General features: G+C 70.5%; 16 protein-coding genes. 2 read left to right on the top strand and 14 right to left on the bottom strand.

Going from position 1 to position 17449, the window contains the following annotated elements; genetic code table 11:
* Positions 1-89 precede the first annotated feature (89 nt).
* Complete coding sequence (locus ACZZY9_RS09655) at positions 90-1307, top strand: polysaccharide pyruvyl transferase family protein (RefSeq protein ID WP_463463924.1); 1218 nt, start codon at positions 90-92, stop codon at positions 1305-1307.
* A 125-nt stretch (positions 1308-1432) separates the two neighbouring features.
* Here the strand turns inward: ACZZY9_RS09655 and ACZZY9_RS09650 are convergent, their stop codons facing one another.
* From ACZZY9_RS09650 to ACZZY9_RS09625, 6 genes are all read right to left on the bottom strand, one after another.
* On the bottom strand, positions 1433-2812 hold the full coding sequence (locus tag ACZZY9_RS09650) for a carboxylesterase family protein (protein ID WP_463463923.1): 1380 nt from the start codon (positions 2810-2812) through the stop codon (positions 1433-1435).
* A gap of 56 nt (positions 2813-2868) precedes the next feature.
* Positions 2869-3966 (bottom strand): HesA/MoeB/ThiF family protein, encoded by a 1098-nt coding sequence (locus ACZZY9_RS09645; protein ID WP_463463922.1) that lies wholly within the window; start codon positions 3964-3966, stop codon positions 2869-2871.
* Positions 3963-4976: an ABC transporter permease gene (locus ACZZY9_RS09640; RefSeq protein ID WP_463463921.1), complete on the bottom strand. Its 1014-nt coding sequence runs from the start codon at positions 4974-4976 to the stop codon at positions 3963-3965. Before ACZZY9_RS09640 ends, ACZZY9_RS09645 begins: the two co-directional genes overlap by 4 nt.
* A gap of 164 nt (positions 4977-5140) precedes the next feature.
* Positions 5141-6412 carry an ABC transporter permease gene (locus tag ACZZY9_RS09635; protein ID WP_463463920.1) on the bottom strand — a complete coding sequence of 424 codons (1272 nt, stop codon included), beginning with the start codon at positions 6410-6412 and terminating at the stop codon, positions 5141-5143.
* Positions 6372-7136: an ABC transporter ATP-binding protein gene (locus ACZZY9_RS09630; protein ID WP_320479108.1), complete on the bottom strand. Its 765-nt coding sequence runs from the start codon at positions 7134-7136 to the stop codon at positions 6372-6374. Before ACZZY9_RS09630 ends, ACZZY9_RS09635 begins: the two co-directional genes overlap by 41 nt.
* The gene (locus ACZZY9_RS09625; protein WP_463463919.1) at positions 7133-8059 is read right to left on the bottom strand and encodes an LpxL/LpxP family acyltransferase; all 927 of its coding nucleotides are present in this window, start codon (positions 8057-8059) and stop codon (positions 7133-7135) included. The genes ACZZY9_RS09630 and ACZZY9_RS09625 overlap by 4 nt, the downstream gene beginning before the upstream one ends.
* 300 nt (positions 8060-8359) lie before the next feature.
* On the opposite strand from ACZZY9_RS09625, the gene ACZZY9_RS09620 reads away from it, so the two are divergent.
* Positions 8360-8995, top strand: coding sequence for a response regulator transcription factor (locus ACZZY9_RS09620; protein WP_320479110.1), 636 nt, complete (start codon positions 8360-8362; stop codon positions 8993-8995).
* Between the two features lie 208 nt (positions 8996-9203).
* Here ACZZY9_RS09620 and araA read toward each other — a convergent pair whose 3' ends face one another.
* From araA to ACZZY9_RS09580, 8 genes are all read right to left on the bottom strand, one after another.
* Positions 9204-10730 (bottom strand): L-arabinose isomerase, encoded by a 1527-nt coding sequence (gene araA / locus ACZZY9_RS09615; RefSeq protein ID WP_463463918.1) that lies wholly within the window; start codon positions 10728-10730, stop codon positions 9204-9206.
* Positions 10727-11440 carry an L-ribulose-5-phosphate 4-epimerase gene (locus ACZZY9_RS09610; protein WP_320478416.1) on the bottom strand — a complete coding sequence of 238 codons (714 nt, stop codon included), beginning with the start codon at positions 11438-11440 and terminating at the stop codon, positions 10727-10729. Before ACZZY9_RS09610 ends, araA begins: the two co-directional genes overlap by 4 nt.
* On the bottom strand, positions 11437-13233 hold the full coding sequence (gene araB / locus ACZZY9_RS09605) for a ribulokinase (protein WP_463463917.1): 1797 nt from the start codon (positions 13231-13233) through the stop codon (positions 11437-11439). The genes ACZZY9_RS09610 and araB overlap by 4 nt, the downstream gene beginning before the upstream one ends.
* A 349-nt stretch (positions 13234-13582) precedes the next feature.
* Positions 13583-13804, bottom strand: coding sequence for a hypothetical protein (locus ACZZY9_RS09600; protein WP_463463916.1), 222 nt, complete (start codon positions 13802-13804; stop codon positions 13583-13585).
* Positions 13801-14256 (bottom strand): SRPBCC family protein, encoded by a 456-nt coding sequence (locus ACZZY9_RS09595; protein WP_463463915.1) that lies wholly within the window; start codon positions 14254-14256, stop codon positions 13801-13803. Before ACZZY9_RS09595 ends, ACZZY9_RS09600 begins: the two co-directional genes overlap by 4 nt.
* A gap of 109 nt (positions 14257-14365) precedes the next feature.
* On the bottom strand, positions 14366-15379 hold the full coding sequence (locus ACZZY9_RS09590) for a LacI family DNA-binding transcriptional regulator (protein ID WP_463463914.1): 1014 nt from the start codon (positions 15377-15379) through the stop codon (positions 14366-14368).
* Positions 15380-15482: 103 nt separating this feature from the next.
* On the bottom strand, positions 15483-16448 hold the full coding sequence (locus tag ACZZY9_RS09585; RefSeq protein WP_463463913.1) for a carbohydrate ABC transporter permease: 966 nt from the start codon (positions 16446-16448) through the stop codon (positions 15483-15485).
* 2 nt (positions 16449-16450) lie between these two features.
* Positions 16451-17443 (bottom strand): carbohydrate ABC transporter permease, encoded by a 993-nt coding sequence (locus ACZZY9_RS09580; RefSeq protein WP_192060923.1) that lies wholly within the window; start codon positions 17441-17443, stop codon positions 16451-16453.
* Between the last annotated feature and the right edge of the window lie 6 nt (positions 17444-17449).

The following is a 17449-nucleotide window of genomic DNA, read 5'->3' as shown; positions in this document are numbered from 1 at the left end:
GCAGCCCGTGTCCGAAGCCCCGCTCCGCCGTCCGGTACCGTCGTCTCGGCGCGGAACCGCGACCCCCATCACCACCCCCCGGAGGCCCCGTGCGCATCGTCACCATCGGAGACGTCGGCGTCGTCGACGACATGATCCACATCGGCGACGAGGCCATGTTCGACGAGTTCACCGCGCAGCTGCGGGCCCGCGGCGCCTCGATCACCGGGGTCTCGTCCACCCCCGCCGAGACCGCCTCCCGCTACGGCATCGAGGCCGTGCCCGCGCTCGACTTCTCGCCGGCGTCGACCGGCGGCCGCGAGGGTCAGCTGGAGCGCAGGAGGCGCGTGCTGGCCGCCGCCGACGGCGACCGTTCCGCACTCCCCGCCTCCCACACCGCGTGGCAGGCGATCGAGGCGATCCGCGCCTCCGACGCCTTCGCCGTCGCCGGGGGTGGCAACATGGCGTCGCTCTGGCCGATGCACGTGTTCGAGCGGTCGACGCTCGCCGAGCTCGCGCGCCGCGCGGGCAAGCCGTACGTCGTGACCGGGCAGACGATCGGGCCCGTGCTCGACGGCGACGACCGCGCGCTCGTCGCCGAGCTGCTGTCGGGCGCCGAGCTGGTCGGATTGCGCGAACGCGCCTCGTTCGACCTCGTCCGCACGCTCGGCGTGCCCGAGTCGCGGCTGACGGCGACGATCGACGATGCGAGCTTCGTCGGGGTCGAGGCCGACGCCGCAACCGGCACCGCCGCGCCCGCGGCCCCGTACTGCGCGGTCAGCCTCTCCGCCCACGTGGGACCCGCCGACCGCACCCTGTTCGCGGAGGCCGTGGCGCGCCTCCTCGATCGGGTCGTCGACGAGACGGGGCTCGAGGTCGTGTTCCTCGCGCACTGGGCGTCGTTGCGGGCCGACGACGAGCGCGGCGACTCGCTGCTGCACCGCGCCGTGATCGACCGGATGACGCGGCCCGCCCGCGTCGAGCCGACCACCGACACCCCCGCCGCCGCGCGCTTCGCCCGGGAGGCGGCCCTGCACCTCACGAGCCGGTACCACCCCGCGGTCTTCGCCGTCGCGGCGGGCGTCCCCACCGTCGGCATCGCGGTCGACGACTACACGACGGTCAAGCTGACCGGGGCGCTGGCGAACTTCGGTCAGTCGAGCGTCGTCTCGGCCGAGCAGGTGCTGGCCGGCTCGGCCGACCAGGTCGTGCTCGACGCCTGGGGCGCGCGCGACGCGGTGCGCACCGCCTGGGAGGCGCGGGTCGACTCCGCCCGGACCGCCTCCGCCGCGTGGTGGGACCGCGTCGCCGCCGCCCTCCGCGCGTAGCCCGCGCCGCGCCGCGCCGCGCCCGCGCCGCGCCGCTACACCCGCTTTTCGGCGCGACACCCCGATAGATGCGGGTGTAGCGCCGAAAACGGGGTGTCACGCGAGCGAGCCGGCGGCGCGCCGGCTCAGCCCCGGTCGAGGGTGATCGTGTCGTGCGCCCCCGCCGCGGCGTCCGCCGCCAGTGTGCCGGTGCGGGCGAAGTCGGCCCAGATCTGCCGCACTCGGCGCCCGCGGCGGTCGACGTCCTCCCACGAGCTCGAGCCGACCAGCCGGGTGTGCCCCCACGACTCGCGGCCGCCGAGCAGCAGCGGCACGTCGGTCACGTGGGCGGCGCCGAACTCGGCGCCCTCGGGGGCCCAGGTCATCCGGTACCGCACGGCCCTCCCGCCGGAGGCGCGGTGCCGGTCCGCGAACGCCCGCGCGTCCCGGCCGTAGATCACGTGCGTCGTCCCACCGACCAGCGCCCTGCGCACCAGCCCGCCCACCACCGGCAGCGCGGCCAGGCGACGGAGCACCGGGATGAACGCCAGGAACAGCCCGGTCTCCTCGCTCGTGGTGCCGATCAGCAGGTCGATGTGGGGGGCGACCCGGCGCCAGGCGGCGTCGCGGTCGGCTTCGGCGGGCAGGGGCGCCTCGTCGTACTGGAGCCCGAACGCCATGCCGCCGCGCAGGCCGAACCGTCGGGCGGCCTTCTCGGCGACGGCCTGCCGGGCGAGCACCTCGTCGACGGGGGCGTCGCGCGACGGGGTTCCGACGGCGACCGCCATCGCGGCGGACATCTTCGAGCGCCCGGAGGTGATGCCGAGTGGGGCGCTCTGCACGATCGCCCGCTGGAAGAGCCCTGCGGCGCCGTCGCTGATCATCAGGTGGGCGATGGCGTCGCCGCCCGCGGACTGCCCGAAGAGGGTGACGCGGTCGGCCGCGCCCCCGAACCCCTCGATGTTCGCGTGCACCCAGCGGAGCGCCTCGAGCTGGTCGAGGAGCCCGAGGTTGGCGGGGATCCGGTCGCCGTCGCCGAAGAAGCCGAACAGGCCGAGACGGTAGGTGACGGTGACGACGACCACGCGCTGCTCGACGACGAGCGCGCGGGGGTCGTAGACGGAGAGGTCGCCGGCGCCGGTGACGTACGAGCCGCCGTGGATCCACACCATGACGGGCAGGCGCTCGCCCGGTCGGAGGTCGGCGGGGAGGGTGACGGAGAGGAACTGGCAGCTCTCGTCGGCGACCATGCCGTCGGCGGCGCCTTCGATGAGGGCGCTCAGCGTCTCGGAGGGCAGCTGCGGAGACCCGGGCGAGCGGTCGAAGGCGAGCACGGGCTCGGTCGAGGGCGGCACCGGGCGTGGTGCGGTGAATCGGTCGGACTCGGCGTAGCGGATGCCCGTCGCCCGCACGACGTCGCCGTCGACCCGGCCGATGATCGGGCCGGCCGGTGTCTCGAACCGTCGCCGCGCCTCCTCGGGGATCGATGCTGCAGGAGGCGCGGTGCGAGAGCTCTGTTCGGTCACCCCGCCACGCTAGGCCAGCCCCCTGCGCCCGGCCCGCGAGCCGCCGCCCCGGCCCGTCACAGAACCGCCTGGACACAGCGGCAGGACTCACGGGCTTGAACAGCACGCACATGCCACTCCAGGGTCGAGAGATCCAGCTCCCTGATGGAACCCGAGAGAGTCGGCGATACACCGAGAAGCAGTCGCACGGCCTCCCACGCCGTCAAGCTGCCGACGACTCCCGCGATGGGGGCGATCGATCCAGCTGGGCCGGCGGACTTGATCACCTGGGCCTGGGTCCCCACGTCGTCATCGGCGGTAGTCGCGCGGACGCAGAACCAGCACACCGTCTCACCGGGAATCACCGAGACGCCCGGCGCCCCGAGGACGGCCCCATAGGCCCCTCCGACGATGTGCGGGATGCCCATCGCCATGCAGGCCTCGGCCACGATGTCGGAGGCCAGTGTCACCGTGGGGTGATCGGCGCAATTGATGACGAGATCACAGCCCGCGATGATCTCGCGCAGAGCGGCCACCGTTCGGATGGTCCGGTTCCGGGACGTGACCCGGATGGATGGGTCGATCTGCTCTACGCGGCGTCGCGCCGCCTCGACCTTGATCGAACCGACGTCTTCCAGTCGGAACAGGACCTGCCTGTTGAGGTTGCTGACTTCGACCACGTCTGCGTCGATGACATCGAGGTTGCCCACTCCCGCCGAAGCGAGCGCCTGGACGACCCACGAGCCTGCACCGCCGACCCCGACGACTGCTACTCGAGAATTCCGGAGGATCGACTGAGCCCCGTCCGACGTGGAGGCGTCGATGAGATCCCCCGACGCGAGCATGTCGTCGAAGAGGCGCAGCTGCCGGCTGTGTCGTCCCGAGACGTCCCGACTCGGGGCCGAGACCGCGAGGAGACGTTCTTCGGCGAGCGCATCGATGATGGCTTCGACGTCGCCGCGTGGAACAGCCGGCGCCACGGCCCATCCGAGCTCCTCCGCCGTCTTGGAGCCGTCCATCTTCGAGACGACTTGCGGCACCCACGCCTCGACGTCGAATGTGGAGACCGTCCTCTCGTAGGGGTTTCTCACCTGCATGCGCCCGTCCTCTCCGATCGCGACGACGATGCTGTCGCGAAGCCGTGGTCGGGTGCCGGGTTCGTATCGCTCGGTCATGTCGCCTCAGCTCTCATGACGATCAGCGGGTCGGTCGTCAGCGCGGACCGCAACGGCGCGACGGCGGCGAGAGTGAGCGCGACCACGGTCACGCCGACGACACCCCCGGCGAGACTCCAGGGGATCGGCTGGGGGAGGGCGACTCCGAGCAGACCCGAGACGAGGCCCGTGCCGAGGAATCCGCCGACGAGCCCACCTGCGACCCCGCCGAGGATCCCGACGACGGCCACCACTGTGACGTCTGTCGCGATGACGCGGGCCACGAAGCGACGATCGGCGCCTATGGCGCGCAAGATGGCGAGGTCCCCTCGACGCCTCTCGACGTTCGAGTTGAGGGCGCTGCTCGCACCCAGGGCACCGAGTCCGATGGTCAGAGCGACGACTGCGAAGAGTCCGGCGGTGAGTCCGACGATCTCAGTCGTAGCGCGTGTCCTGGTCTCGTGTCCTGTGATGACCTGGACTCCAGGTTGCTGTCCGACGAGGTCATCCACGCGTTCCGCGAGCATCTCGGGTTCGACACCCGGCGCTGCGGAGATGTCCCACCTGCTCACATCGACGAATCCCAGAGCACGGCCGAGCGACCGGTCGACGACTATCTGCTGACCAGTCGCCAGCGAGGTGAAGGTCCCTGCGATGGTCACCTCGCGGTCGACTCCGCCTCTCGTCAGGACGACGTCGTCGCCCGCCTCGACACCGAGCATCTCCGCCACCCCCCGAGGCACGGCGATGCCCGAGGCGGCGCGCACGCTGGCCGCCCCTTCCGTGTCGCCCACATCGAGCCACGGCAGTTGGGCGACGTCGAACCACGCGTCGCTGTCGACCGCCTGGACAGGCACATCGATGACGGACGTTCCACTGCTGAGGCTGGCCGTCCCCGTCGAGGCGGAGGCTATGAGTCCGACGCCGTCGACGCTGCCGAAATCGGGGACCTCCCTGAGCGGGACCATCGACGTCACCTGCACGTCCGCCCCGAACTGCCGCTCGATCTGCGTGACCGTCGCGTCGGACACCGCGCCCACAGTCGATGACAAGAGCACCCCGCCGAACACGACCATCGCAACCGGCGCGGCCACCTGCCGCCGCACGGTGCGCTCGTCTCGCGAAGCCAGCTCTCCGCTTCGGAGACAGCGAGCCGTGATGACGGACGCCGGCCGAACGAGAGCCCGCGCGGCGATCATCGAGAGCAAGGCGCACCCGACGACACCGAGCATGGCGAGGTTCGTCCCCCTGAGGCCGCTGCGATGCACACGCCCGTGACGGCCGCCGAGCCGATGATGAGGCTGACTGGACGAGCACGGCCAGCGGCTCGAACATCGCGGTCTGCCAGCCCCCGAAGCTGCAGGGCGGGCGAGATGCCCATCACCTCGCGGACGGCTCGGAGGGCGCCGGCACCACCCGCGACGATCCCACCCGTGACCCCGATTCCGATGGCGAGCGCGATCGACACCGGCCCCGGGATGTCCTGTCCTGGCACGATTCCGGTCAGCACCCCCACGACGGCGCCGACGACGGTTCCCGCCCCGCAGGCGATCGCCGTCTCCGCGAGGACGGAGGCGCCGATCCAGCGCCTGTCGGCACCGATGGCCCGGAGTGCGGCGTAGGTGGTGCGGCGCGATCGGACCGCGCCGAGACTCGCCGAGGCGACGAGCATCGTCGAGAGCGAGAGCGCGAGGACACCGAGCAGCCCCGTGACCACGGAGACCGCCGTCGCGACCGGTTCTATACCGCGAGCGATCGCGGCAGTGTCTTGAAACGCCGCGCCCTCGGGTAGATCGCGCTGGTGCAGGGTCGTCCATCCATCCGCGTCGGCCGCGTCCAGTGTCAGATCGATGCGGGTCAAGGCCCCGTCCAGGCCGTACGTCGTCTGGGCGTTGCCGAGGCTCGTGAACACATGTCCGTCGGCGAATACGCCGAGGGACTGCTGATCGACGACTCCGACGACGGTGAAGCGAACGGGGCCGTTCGGGGTAGCGACACTCACTGGTGTGCCGACGCTCACGTCGGCGTCAGTCGTGAGCCTCGACGGAACGAGCATCTCCGTCGCGTCGGCCGACGGAAGCCGACCCTCGGTCACGACCAGGGCAGCGAGCGAGTCCGGTCCGACGGGTACGCCGGTCAGGAGGGCGGGTTCGTCTGACAGACCGCCTCCCGTGAGTACCGTCTCACGGCTCAAGGTGGGCAGGACGCTGTCCACCCCAGGTAGCGCGGCGAGATCCGGCACGGCGTCCTGCTGCAGCAGCTCTCGTCCCGGTCCGGGGACGACGCCGACATCTCCCAAGGACACGAGCGACTCGATGCCCCCGACGACTGTCTGGCGTGATGTCAGGCCTCCGAGCACGGCGGTCGTCAAGAGCGCGACCCCCAGTGCCGTGCTCAGCCCCGTGAAGATCGACCGCCGGCGCCCGTCAGCGATGTTCCGCCAGCCAACGACGAACGCGTTCTTCATGAGCCCTCACCTCCTCGTGGCCTATGCCGGGTGGGGTGAACGATCGATCCGCGGTGACGCGGCCGTCTCGCAGGACGATGAGACGGTCGGCGATGCAGGCCGTCTCCAGGTCGTGCGTGACGATGACGACGCTGGAGGTCCCGGCCCCGACGGCCGAACGCAGCAGAGTGTGGACTCGTGATGCCGTCGCCGTATCGAGCGCGCCGGTCGGTTCGTCCGCCAGCAGCACCTCCGGTCGCGCGAAGAGGGCTCGCGCGAGAGCGACGCGCTGCCGTTCGCCTCCGGACAGCTCGACTGGTCGGTCACGACCCCGCGTGCCGAGCTCGAGATGTCTCAGCAGTTCGTCCGCACGCGGGCCCCAGGATCGCCGCCGCTCCCCCGCGACGATGGCGGTCAGCGCCACGTTCTCGGCGATGCTGAGCGTCGGCACCAGGTGACTGGACTGGAAGACGAACCCCAGACGTTCTCGGCGGAGGGCCGTCCGTTCTCGTTCCGAGAGACCTGCGAGCGGAACGCCACCGATGCTTATCTCCCCGGCGTCAGGTTCGTCCAGCGCTCCGATGAGTTGGAGGAGAGTCGATTTGCCGGATCCCGAGCGCCCGACGATCGCGACCATCTCCCCTCTCCTGATCTCGAGGGAGACGTCATCGACGGCGGCGGGGGCCGGCGGCGAGTCGAATCGGCGGGTGACTCTTTCCACACTCACCAGAGGCGCCTCGGTCATGTGCCGCCACCCGGTTGCATGCGATCGAAGTCCGTCCACATCTCCCAGTCGCCGAGTCGGCCGTCCAGCAGCAGTGCTGCGATGAGGTTCCAGAGGCATGACACGGCGGTCGCGATGTCGTTCTCCGTCACGGGCGCAGGAATGGGCTCGTGGACGCGCAGGACGAAGCGACCGTCACCATCGGCGTCCAGTTGCATCGGAATCATCGGAGACCCTGCCGCGGCGCTGAGCAGCGCCGGACCCTGAGGGGCCTTGATGCGCGACCCCAGGAAATCGACCTCCTGATGGCGATGGTCTTGCCCGCGAGGGTCGTATTCCGGGAACATCGCGAAGATCTGCCCTGCTTTCAGCGCCCGCAGACCACGCCTGAACGTCGTCGTGTCGTCGAGGGGGAAGCCCGCGACGTCCAGGTCCGGGAAAGCGAACCGTTTGAGGGTCTCCACGTCCATCCGGTTCACGACGAAGCGGGTCGGATGGATGTGCCCCAGGAGAGGAGGGATGACGTAAGACGCTCCGAGATGAAGCGGCAGCGCCAGGACTCCACGGTCTGCTGCCAGTGCGTCGTCCAGATGCTTTCGTCCCTCGACCGTCACGACCTCGGACAGCCTGTCCCGATCCGACAACCACAGCATGATGAAACTCGCGTCGCGCTGCATTCGAGGCCCGTAGGTGCCGTACCGGTTCGCAGCCTCGTCGATCAGGTGGCGAGGCACGGCAGGCAGGGACTGCATGGCCGTTCGGGCACGCGCTGCGCTCGCGACTCGACCGTCGCGCCTTTCAGCCGCGCTCTCGTAGCGCTCGGAGTCGAGGGCGGCCAGCTCTGTCATCAGCCGATCTGCACGTCTCGGACCTGCGGCTCGGAGAGCCAGCCACAAGTTCTCGTACCGCTCGATCTCGAACAAGGTCAGGAGGGGGAGATTCATGATCACTCGCAAGAAGAGGAAGAGCGGGCCGCCGCGTCGGCGACCCGCCCTCGATGGTCAGGTGCACAGGCAGGCGCCGTCGCAGCGTGCTGCACTACCGGGCTTGATCGTTGTCGTCTCGATCTTCTTCATCTTCGTCACCCCCTTCACGTCGTCCTCTGGTCGATGGATCAAGCTTCTCCAGAGGCATGGGGACGCATCAGTGCCTCGCATCATCGACTGCCCGTGAGTGACTCATGCATCTAACATGATGGGCGTGATGTGATCGACCAGGCGAGTCAGCGGAGCGGAGACCGATCGATGAACGACGACGAGATCGCAGTGAAGGTCATCGCTGCCGACACCCTCACCGTGTCGGCACTCGAGAGGTGCATACGCTCGACGCCCGGCATGTTCGTCGCCCGAACCGGCCGCACGACCCCCGGGTCGACCGCCGATCCTCCTCAGGGTCCGGAGGCCGGTGGATCGACACGACGTCGGTCAGCTGTCGTCATCGACCTCGACCACTGGGAAGCAGTCGCCGTCGACGAGGCGCGACGCTCCGTCGACTCCGGCGAGACGGTCATCGTGCTAGCTCACAAGCTGCCTCCGGCACTCGTGCGACGGTGCGTCCGCGCTGGAGTGCACGCCGTCTTGACGAAGAACCTCTCGATGCGACAGCTGCTGGCCCTCGTCGCCCGGGCCGTCGACGGCGAGAAGTACGTCGACCCCGGGGCCGCCGCCGAGGCCCTGGCCCACGCTGAGTGCCCCCTCACCCCTCGGGAGCGCGACGTCATGCGCCTCGTCGCGCACGCGAGCGGATCGGCCGACGTGGCCGCGCAGCTGCATCTCGCGGTCGGCACGGTGCGCAACCTCGTCGCCTCGGCCTGTCGCAAGATCGGCGAGCCGGATCGGACACGGGCGGCGGCTGAGGCCCTCGACCGTGGGTGGCTCTGAGGGCGTCGCGCGCCCCGGGTCGGCGCATGGCGAAAGGACGACGCCCCCCCGCGAGGGGAAGGGCGTCTGGATGGAGCACAGGTCCGGGCTCCCGGACAGGGCTGCCGAGTGGTCAGAAGATGTCCTTCAGGCTGAGCGGAAAGACATCTTCTGACCACTCGAGTGCGAACCCGCGAGCCCGCGAGCCCGCGAGCCCGCGAGCGGACCCCTACAGGCCGCGGGCGAGGCGGTGGTACGCGGCGTTCCAGGCGACCTCGTGGCGGAAGTCGCGGATGCGGGTGTCCTCGTCGATGACAAGCAGCTCGGTCTCGACGATGCGGGCGAGGTCCTCGAAGGCCTCGAGTCCGACGGCCGTCGACATCACCGTGTGGTGCGCGGCGCCGGCGGTGAGCCAGGCCTCGGCCGACACCGGGAACGACGGGCGGGGCTTCCACACCGCGCGGCCGACCGGCAGGTTCGGGAGGTCCTCGTCGGGCTCGACGACGTCGACCACGTTGACCGTCAGACGGAACCGGTCGCGCACGTCGCTCATCGCGACGACGACGGCGGGGCCGGGGTCGGCCGAGAAGACGAGTCGCACCGGGTCGTCCTTGCCGCCGATGCCGAGCGCGTGCACCTCGAGCGACGCGCGATGCGACGTGAGGGCGGGGCTGACCTCGAGCATGTGCGCCCCGAGGATCTTCTCCTCGCCGGGCACGAGGTGGTACGTGTAGTCCTCCATCAAGGAGGCGCCACCCGGCAGACCGGCGCCCATCACGTTGGCCGCGCGCACCAGCACGGACGTCTTCCAGTCGCCCTCGGCGCCGAAGCCGTAGCCCTCGGCCATGAGGCGCTGCACGGCGAGACCGGGCAGCTGCTTGAGCGCACCGAGGTCTTCGAAGTTCGTCGTGAAGGCGCTGAACCCGCCCGCCTCGAGGAACGACCGCAGACCGATCTCGATCGCCGCCCCGTCGCGCAGCGACTGGTGGCGCTCGCCACCGGCGCGCAGTGCCGGGACGACGTCGTACTCGGCCTCGTAGACGGCGGCCAGCGCGTCGATCTCGGACTCGGTCGCGGCGGCGACGGCCTCGGCCAGCTCGTTGACGCCCCAGGTGTTGACCTGCACGCCGAAGGCCAGCTCGGCCTCGGTCTTGTCACCCTCGGTGACGCCGACGAAGCGCATGTTGTCGCCGAAGCGCGCCAGCTTGAGCGAACGCATGGCCGAGGCTCCGGCCGCGGCGCGCATCCACGTGCCGACCTGCTTCTGCACGCGGGGGTCGCTGACGTGACCGACGACCGTCTTGCGCGGCACTCCGAGGCGGGTCTGCATGTAGCCGAACTCGCGGTCGCCGTGCGCGGCCTGGTTGAGGTTCATGAAGTCGAAGTCGATGTCGGCCCAGGGCAGCGCCACGTTGGCCTGCGTGTGCAGGTGCAGCAGCGGCTTGCGGAGCGCGTCGAGCCCGCCGATCCACATCTTGGCGGGGCTGAAGGTGTGCATCCAGGCCGTGACGCCGATGACGGAGTCGTCGAGGTTGGCCTCGAGCATCGTGCGGCGGATCGAGTCGGCGTCGGTCAGGACGGGCTTCCAGACGAGACGCACGGGCACGTCGGAGGCGGCGGCCAGCTCGTCGGCGATCGCCTTCGACTGGTCGGCGACCTGCTTCAGGGTCTCTTCGCCGTAGAGGCCCTGGCTGCCGGTGAGGAACCAGACCTCTTTCGAGGCGAGGAAGGCGACGGGGTCGAGGGTGTCGTTCATGACAGTTCTCCTGCTGGCGCTTGGCCGTAGACGTTCTGGTACCGGTCGAACAGAGCGTCGATGCTCTGCTGAGGGATGGGGATGGGCTCGCCGAGCTGGCGGGTGATGTGCACGGTGCGCGCGACGTCCTCGGTCATGACGGCGGCCTTGACCGCGTCGCGGGCGTCTCTGCCGATCGTGAAGACGCCATGGTTCTGCATCAGCACGGCGCGGCTGCGGTGGCCGGTCAGCGTCTCGACGATGCCCTCGCCGATCGACTCGTCGCCGATGATGGCGAACGGCCCGACGGGGATCTCGCCGCCGAACTCGTCGGCCATCGCCGTGATCACGCAGGGGATCGCCTCGCCGCGCGCAGCCCAGGCCGTCGCGTAGGTCGAGTGCGTGTGCACCACTCCCCCGACGTGCGGCATGTTGCGGTAGACGTAGGCGTGCGCGGCGGTGTCGCTCGACGGGCTGCGTTCGCTGCCCGGGGTGCCTTCGAGCACGGTGCCGTCGAGGCGGCAGACGATCTGGTTCTCGGGGGTGAGGTCGTCGTAGCCGACGCCGCTCGGCTTGATGACGAAGAGGTCGGTGCCGGGCACGCGACCCGAGACGTTGCCGCCCGTCCAGACGACGAGGTCGTAGCGCACCAGCTCGGCGTGCAGCGCCGCCACGTCCTCGCGGGTGGCGTCGATGGCCGCCTGGGTCGCGCGATCGATCCAGCCGCTCATGCGGAGGCCTCGATGCTCGCGTCGGCGGCGGTCTGCTCGACCGAGTCCGCGCCTCCTCGGCTGTCGCCGTCCGACCCGGGAGCAGGAGCCGAGGAGGCGCGGGTCGCCTCCCGACGCATCGCCCGCAGGCGGTGCATCACGTCGTTGCCCCCGCGACCGAACCAGTCGTGCAGCAGCAGGTACTCGGCGTAGAGCGCGTCGTAGGCGTCGGCGTTCGCGGGGTCGGGCGTGTAGGTGGCCCGCTCGACGCTGCCCATCGCCTCGGCCGCGGCGCGGATGTCGGCGTACGCGCCGGCGGCGACCGCGGCGTGGATGGCCGAGCCGAGGGCCGGGCCCTGCTCGCTGGTGATCGTCGAGATCGGCAGACGCAGCACGTCGCTGTAGGTCTGCATCAGGTGCTTGTTCTTCAGCAGACCGCCGGCGGCGATGAACTCGGTGACGGGCACGCCCGACTCGTCGAAGGCCTGCACGATGCGGCGCGTGCCGAAGGCCGTGGCCTCGAGCAGCGCGCGGTAGCCGTCGGCGGGCGAGGTGGCCAGGGTCTGACCGACGATGACGCCGCTCAGCTCGTGGTCGACGAGCACCGAGCGGTTGCCGCTGTGCCAGTCGAGGGCGACGAGTCCGTGGGCGCCGACGGGCTGCTCGTAGGCGACGTCGGTGAGGTGCTGGTGCACGCTCTTGCCGGCGGCCGCGGCCGCGTCGACGGCCGACTGCGGCACCTGGTTCTTGACGTACCAGGCGAAGATGTCGCCGACGCCCGACTGCCCGGCCTCGTAGCCGTAGAGCCCGTCGACGATGCCGCCGTCGACGACGCCGCACATGCCGGGCACCTCGGCGAGCTTGTCGCCGTTCATCACGTGGCAGGTGCTCGTGCCCATGATCGCGACCATCTGACCGGGCTGCGTGGCCTTCGCGGCGGGGGCCGTCACGTGCGCGTCGACGTTGCCGACCGCGACGGCGATGCCCTCGGGGAGGCCCGTCCAGCCGGCGGCCTCGGCGGTCAGCGTGCCGGCGGCGTCGCCCAGCGCGCCGATCTCGTGCACGACCTTCGACTCGGCGAAGTCGGCGAAGTCGGGGTTCAGCGCGGCGAGGAACTCGCGGCTCGGGTACTCGCCGTCCTGGTAGATGCCCTTGTAGCCGGCGGTGCAGGCGTTGCGGACGTAGCGCCCGCTCAGCTGCCAGACGATCCAGTCGGCGGCCTCGACCCAGTGCTCGGTCGCGGCGTAGACCTCGGGGTCCTCTTCGAGCAGCTGGAGGCCCTTCGCGAACTCCCACTCGCTCGAGATGAGTCCGCCGTAGCGGGGCAGCCACGACTCGCCGCGCTCGGCTGCGAGCTCGTTGATGCGGTCGGCCTGACCCTGCGCGGCGTGGTGACGCCAGAGCTTGACGTAGGCGTGCGGGTGGCCGGCGAACTGCTCGAGCTCGTTCAGCGGAGTGCCGTCGGCGGTGGTCGGCACCATGGTGCAGGCCGTGAAGTCGGTGCCGATGCCGATGACCGACGAGGGGTCGACGCCCGCGGCGGCGAGGGCCTCGGGCACGGCCTTCTTCAGCACGTCGACGTAGTCGGACGGCACCTGCAGCGCCCAGTCGGCGGGCAGGCGGTCGCCCGTGCCGGGGAGGGTCGTGTCGACGACGGCGTGCGAGTACTCGTGCACGCCGGTGCCGAGCTCGGCCCCGTCGGAGACCCGCACCACGACGGCTCGGCCGCTCAACGTGCCGTAGTCGACGCCCACCACGTAGGTCTCGGCGGGTGCGGCTGAGCCGGGGGCGGTCGGGGGAGCGTGATCGACCATGATGACCTCTTCGTCGTCGGGGTGGGCGGAGTGATCCGCGCCGAAAGTGAGCGCTCACATCATGCCATGTGAGCGCTCACTCTCGCCACCCCGCGGCCGGCTCCGCGCGTCGATGCGACTCGTTCGGCGGATCAAACGGGGTCGACTCCGCAGAACGAGTCACCTCGACGACTCGCGCGCCAGCCGCGCCTGGCTCCGCGCGTCGATGCGACTCATTCGGCGTATCAGACGCGGCCGACTGCGCAGAACGAGTCACATCGATGGCACGGCGCAGCGCAGCTCGCGGCGCGTCGTAGCGCGGCGCAGCGCAGCTCGCGGCGCGTCGCAGCGCGGCGCGCAGCGCAGCCTGTCAGCTGTAGTCGTGCCCGGCGACGCCCGTCGCGCGGTAGACGACCGGGTCGGCGTCCGCGGTCTCGGGGTCCAGCTCGTACGTGATGTCCTCGCCGTCGGCCGCGCCGGGCCGGGTCAGCGACTTGACCGGTGCGCCGTCGATCGGCTCGAGCTGCTCGCTCGACACCTCGGCGCCGTCTTCACCGACGAACGACGCGGTGTACGTCGACTCGTCGCTCATGCCTGGACGTCTCCGCGCCATGCGCCCGTCTCGGAGCCCTTCGACTCGATGAACTCCTTGAAGTTCCTGAGGTCCTTCTTGATGGCGTGGTTGTCGGCGCCGAGCGTGTTGCCGACCTTCTCGAGGAACCCCTCGGGGGTCCAGTCGATCTGCACGGTGATGCGCGTCTCGGAGTCGCTCAGCTTGTGGAAGGTGACGACGCCGGCGTGGTCGACCTCGCCGCCGGTGCTGTTCCAGGCGACGCGCTCGTCGGGGTGCTGCTCGGTGATCTCGGCCTCGAACGTCTTCTCGACCGGTCCGACCTTGACCTTCCACACCGTGAGGGTGGGCGTGGTCTGGGTGATCGACTCGACCTCGTCGAGGAACTTCGGGAAGTCCTCGAACTGGGTCCACTGGTTGTAGGCGACGCTGACGGGCACGCTGACGTCGACGGTCTCGATTGCTTGCGACATGTTTCGTCCTTCGTTCTGCTGGTGGTGCTCTGTCTGCAGTGGACGGTAGGTCCGCGACCGTTGCCGCGTCCGCGCGTCCAGCGGATTGGCAGGGCCGAGGAGGCGCGGGTCAGGTGGTCGCGCGCCGCACCAGCTCGGTCGGCAGCGTCATCGCCGCGGGCTTCTGACCGTCGATCAGCTGCAGCAGCAGCCGCACCATCTCGGAGCTGATCCGGTCGAACGGCTGGCGCATGGTGGTCAGCGCGGGTTCGGTCGACGCCGCGATGCTCGAGTCGTCGAAGCCGCCGACGGCGACGTCGTCGGGCACCCGGCGGCCCGCCGCGGCGAGCGCGTCGAGGGCCCCCGCGGCCATGCGGTCGTTGGCCGCGAAGACGGCGTCGACGTCGGGCGACGCCGCGAGCAGGTCGGCCATGGCGACCTCGCCGCTGGCTCGCGAGTAGTCGCCGTGACGGATCAGCGATTCGTCGAGGTCGTCGCCGAGCTCTGTGCGGTAGCCGTCGAGCCGGGTGATGCCGCCTGGGGTGTCGAGCGGCCCGGCGATGGTCGCGATGCGGCGGCGACCGAGCGAGCGGAGGTGCGCCACCATCTCGCGGGCGCCCTCCTCGTCGTCGGCGGCGACGTACCCCATTCGCCGCTGGTAGCCGAGCGGGATGCCGCAGGCGATGGCGGGCACGCCCGACCCGACGATGTCGGCGAGCAGACGCTGGCCGCTGTGCGCCGAGACGAGCAGCACGCCGTCGACGTGGCCCGCCTCGATGTAGGCCACGGCGCGCTTCTGCTCGGCCGACGACCCCGCCATGATCAGCACGAGCGACATGTCGCTCTCGGCGAGCGCCGCCGCGGTGCCCTTGAGCAGGGCCGAGAAGTTCGGATCCTCGAAGAGCTGCTGGTGGTCTTCGGTGAGCAGGAACGCGACCGAGCCGGTGCGGTTGGTCGCGAGGCTGCGCGCGTGCGGGTTGACCCGGTAGCCGGTCTTCTTGATGGCGGCGTCGACGGCGGCCTTCGCGTCGGGGCTGACCCAGCGACCGCCGTTCAGCACCCGCGACACGGTGCCCCGCGAGACGCCCGCCTGGTCGGCGACGTCGTTGATCGTGGGCCGCTGCCGACCGGGAGTGCTCGTCACGCGGCCAGCCTAGGGGGCTGCCGACTCGCGGGGCCCGCTCCCGCCGAGCCGGGCCGACCCGCGCCTCCTGCGCCCGCCGGGCCGGGCCGACCCGCGCCTCCCACTACTTGACGGCGCCGGCGGCCAGGTCGACCCGCCAGTACCGCTGCAGCACCAGGAAGATCAGGATCAGCGGGATGACCGACAGCAGGGCCCCGGTGATGACGAGCGTGTACAGCGCCGGCGCCGACGCGCCCTGGTTGAGCAGCCCGTTCAGGCCGACCGTCAGCGGGAACAGCGAGTCGTCGCCGAGCATGATGTACGGCAGCATGAAGTTGTTCCAGATGGCGACGAACTGGAACAGGAAGATCGTGACGAGCCCCGGGCCGAGCATCGGAACGGCGATGCGATGGAAGATGTGCAGCTCGCCGGCACCCTCGGTGCGGGCCGCCTCGATCACGTCGGTCGGCACGGCCGCAGCCCCGTAGATGCGGGCCAGGTAGATGCCGTACGGGCTGATGATCTGCGGCAGCAGCACGCCCCAGAACGTGTTGGTCAGGCCGACGTTCGCCAGCAGGAAGTACTGCGGGATCGCGAGGATGACCCCGGGCACCAGCACCCCCATCAGCAGCACGTTGAAGACGACCTTCTTGCCGGGGAACTCGAACTTCGCGAGCACGTAGCCCGAGAGCGCCGACACGTAGGTCGAGGCGAGGGCGCCGATGCCGGCGTAGAGGGCGGTGTTGAGCATCCAGCGCCAGAACAGGCCGTCGCGGTACTGGCTGAGCACGACGAGGTTGTCGAGCAGGTGCGTGCTGGGCGCGAGGGTGAAGGTCGAGAAGAGCTCGCCGCCGTCCTTCGTGGACGCCATGACGACCCAGAGCACGGGGAACAGGCAGTAGACGGCGCCGATCAGCACGATCGCGGTCGAGACGAGGCTGCGGCGCTCGGTCAGCGAGCTGCCGCCGGGGCGACGGGTGCTGCGGGGCCGACCCGCGCCTCCTGAAGCGGTCGCCGAGGAGGCGCGGGTCGAGTCGGCGACGGAGAGGTCGCCGCGGCGGGTGGCGCCGTCGAGGTCCGTGGTGGTCATGGTCAGTCCTCCTGGCCGAAGGCTCGCTTCTGCACGACCCGGAGGAAGAAGAAGGAGACGATGAAGGTGGCGAGGGCGATGACGACCGAGGTCGCCGCAGCCGAGTAGATGTCGTCGCGGGTGAACGCGTCGCGGTAGACGAGCATCAGCGGCGACCAGCTGGTCGACAGGCTGTTCGTCAGGGGGCGGAGCGTGGTGGGCTCGGCGAAGACCTGCAGCGTCGCGACCATCGAGAACAGCGCGGTCATGACGAGCGCGGGGGCGACCATCGGGATCTTGATCCGCAGGGCGATCTGCACCTCGGAGGCCCCGTCGAGTCGGGCGGCCTCGTAGATGTCGCTCGACACGGCCTTCAGCGACGTGTAGATGACGATCATGTTGAAGCCGACGCCGCCCCAGAGCGCGATGTTCGCGATGGCGAAGAGCACGGTGCCCGAGCCGAGCACGCCGGGGACGTCCCAGCCGAGCCGCTCGAAGACGTAATAGAAGGGGCTGACGGCGGGGAGGTACAGGAACCCCCAGAGCAGCGAGCTGATGACGGCCGGCACGGCGTACGGCAGGAAGATCGCGATGCGCGAGAACGACGTCGCGCGGGTGCGCTTCGAGTCGAGCAGCAGGGCGAAGAGCAGCGCGAGACCGAGCATGCAGGGCACGAGCACGAGGCCGTAGAGCAGCACGCGACCGACGCTCGCGCCGAACTCGGGGTCGGTGAGCGTGCCGATGTAGTTCTCGAGACCGGCGAAGCCCGTGCCGCGCGAGGCCGAGCCGAGACCGAGGCCCGAGACCTGCTTCTTCTGGAAGCTGAGGAACAGCGTGTAGACGATCGGCGCCGCCATGAACAGCACGAACAGGATGATGCCCGGGGCGAGCATCGCGTAGGGCGTGAGCACGCGGCTGCGGAAGCTGCCCGTGCCGTGCCGGCCGACGGGCGCGGTCGCACGACGGTCGGGTGCGGCGACCTCCGCCGGGGTGAGAGGGGTGAGCGTGTCGGCCATGACGGT

The sequence above is a fragment of the Frigoribacterium sp. AC394 genome (assembly GCF_979258095.1).
The sequence above is the reverse complement of the archived record's forward strand: the minus strand, read 5'-3'. Positions and strand labels throughout refer to the sequence as shown.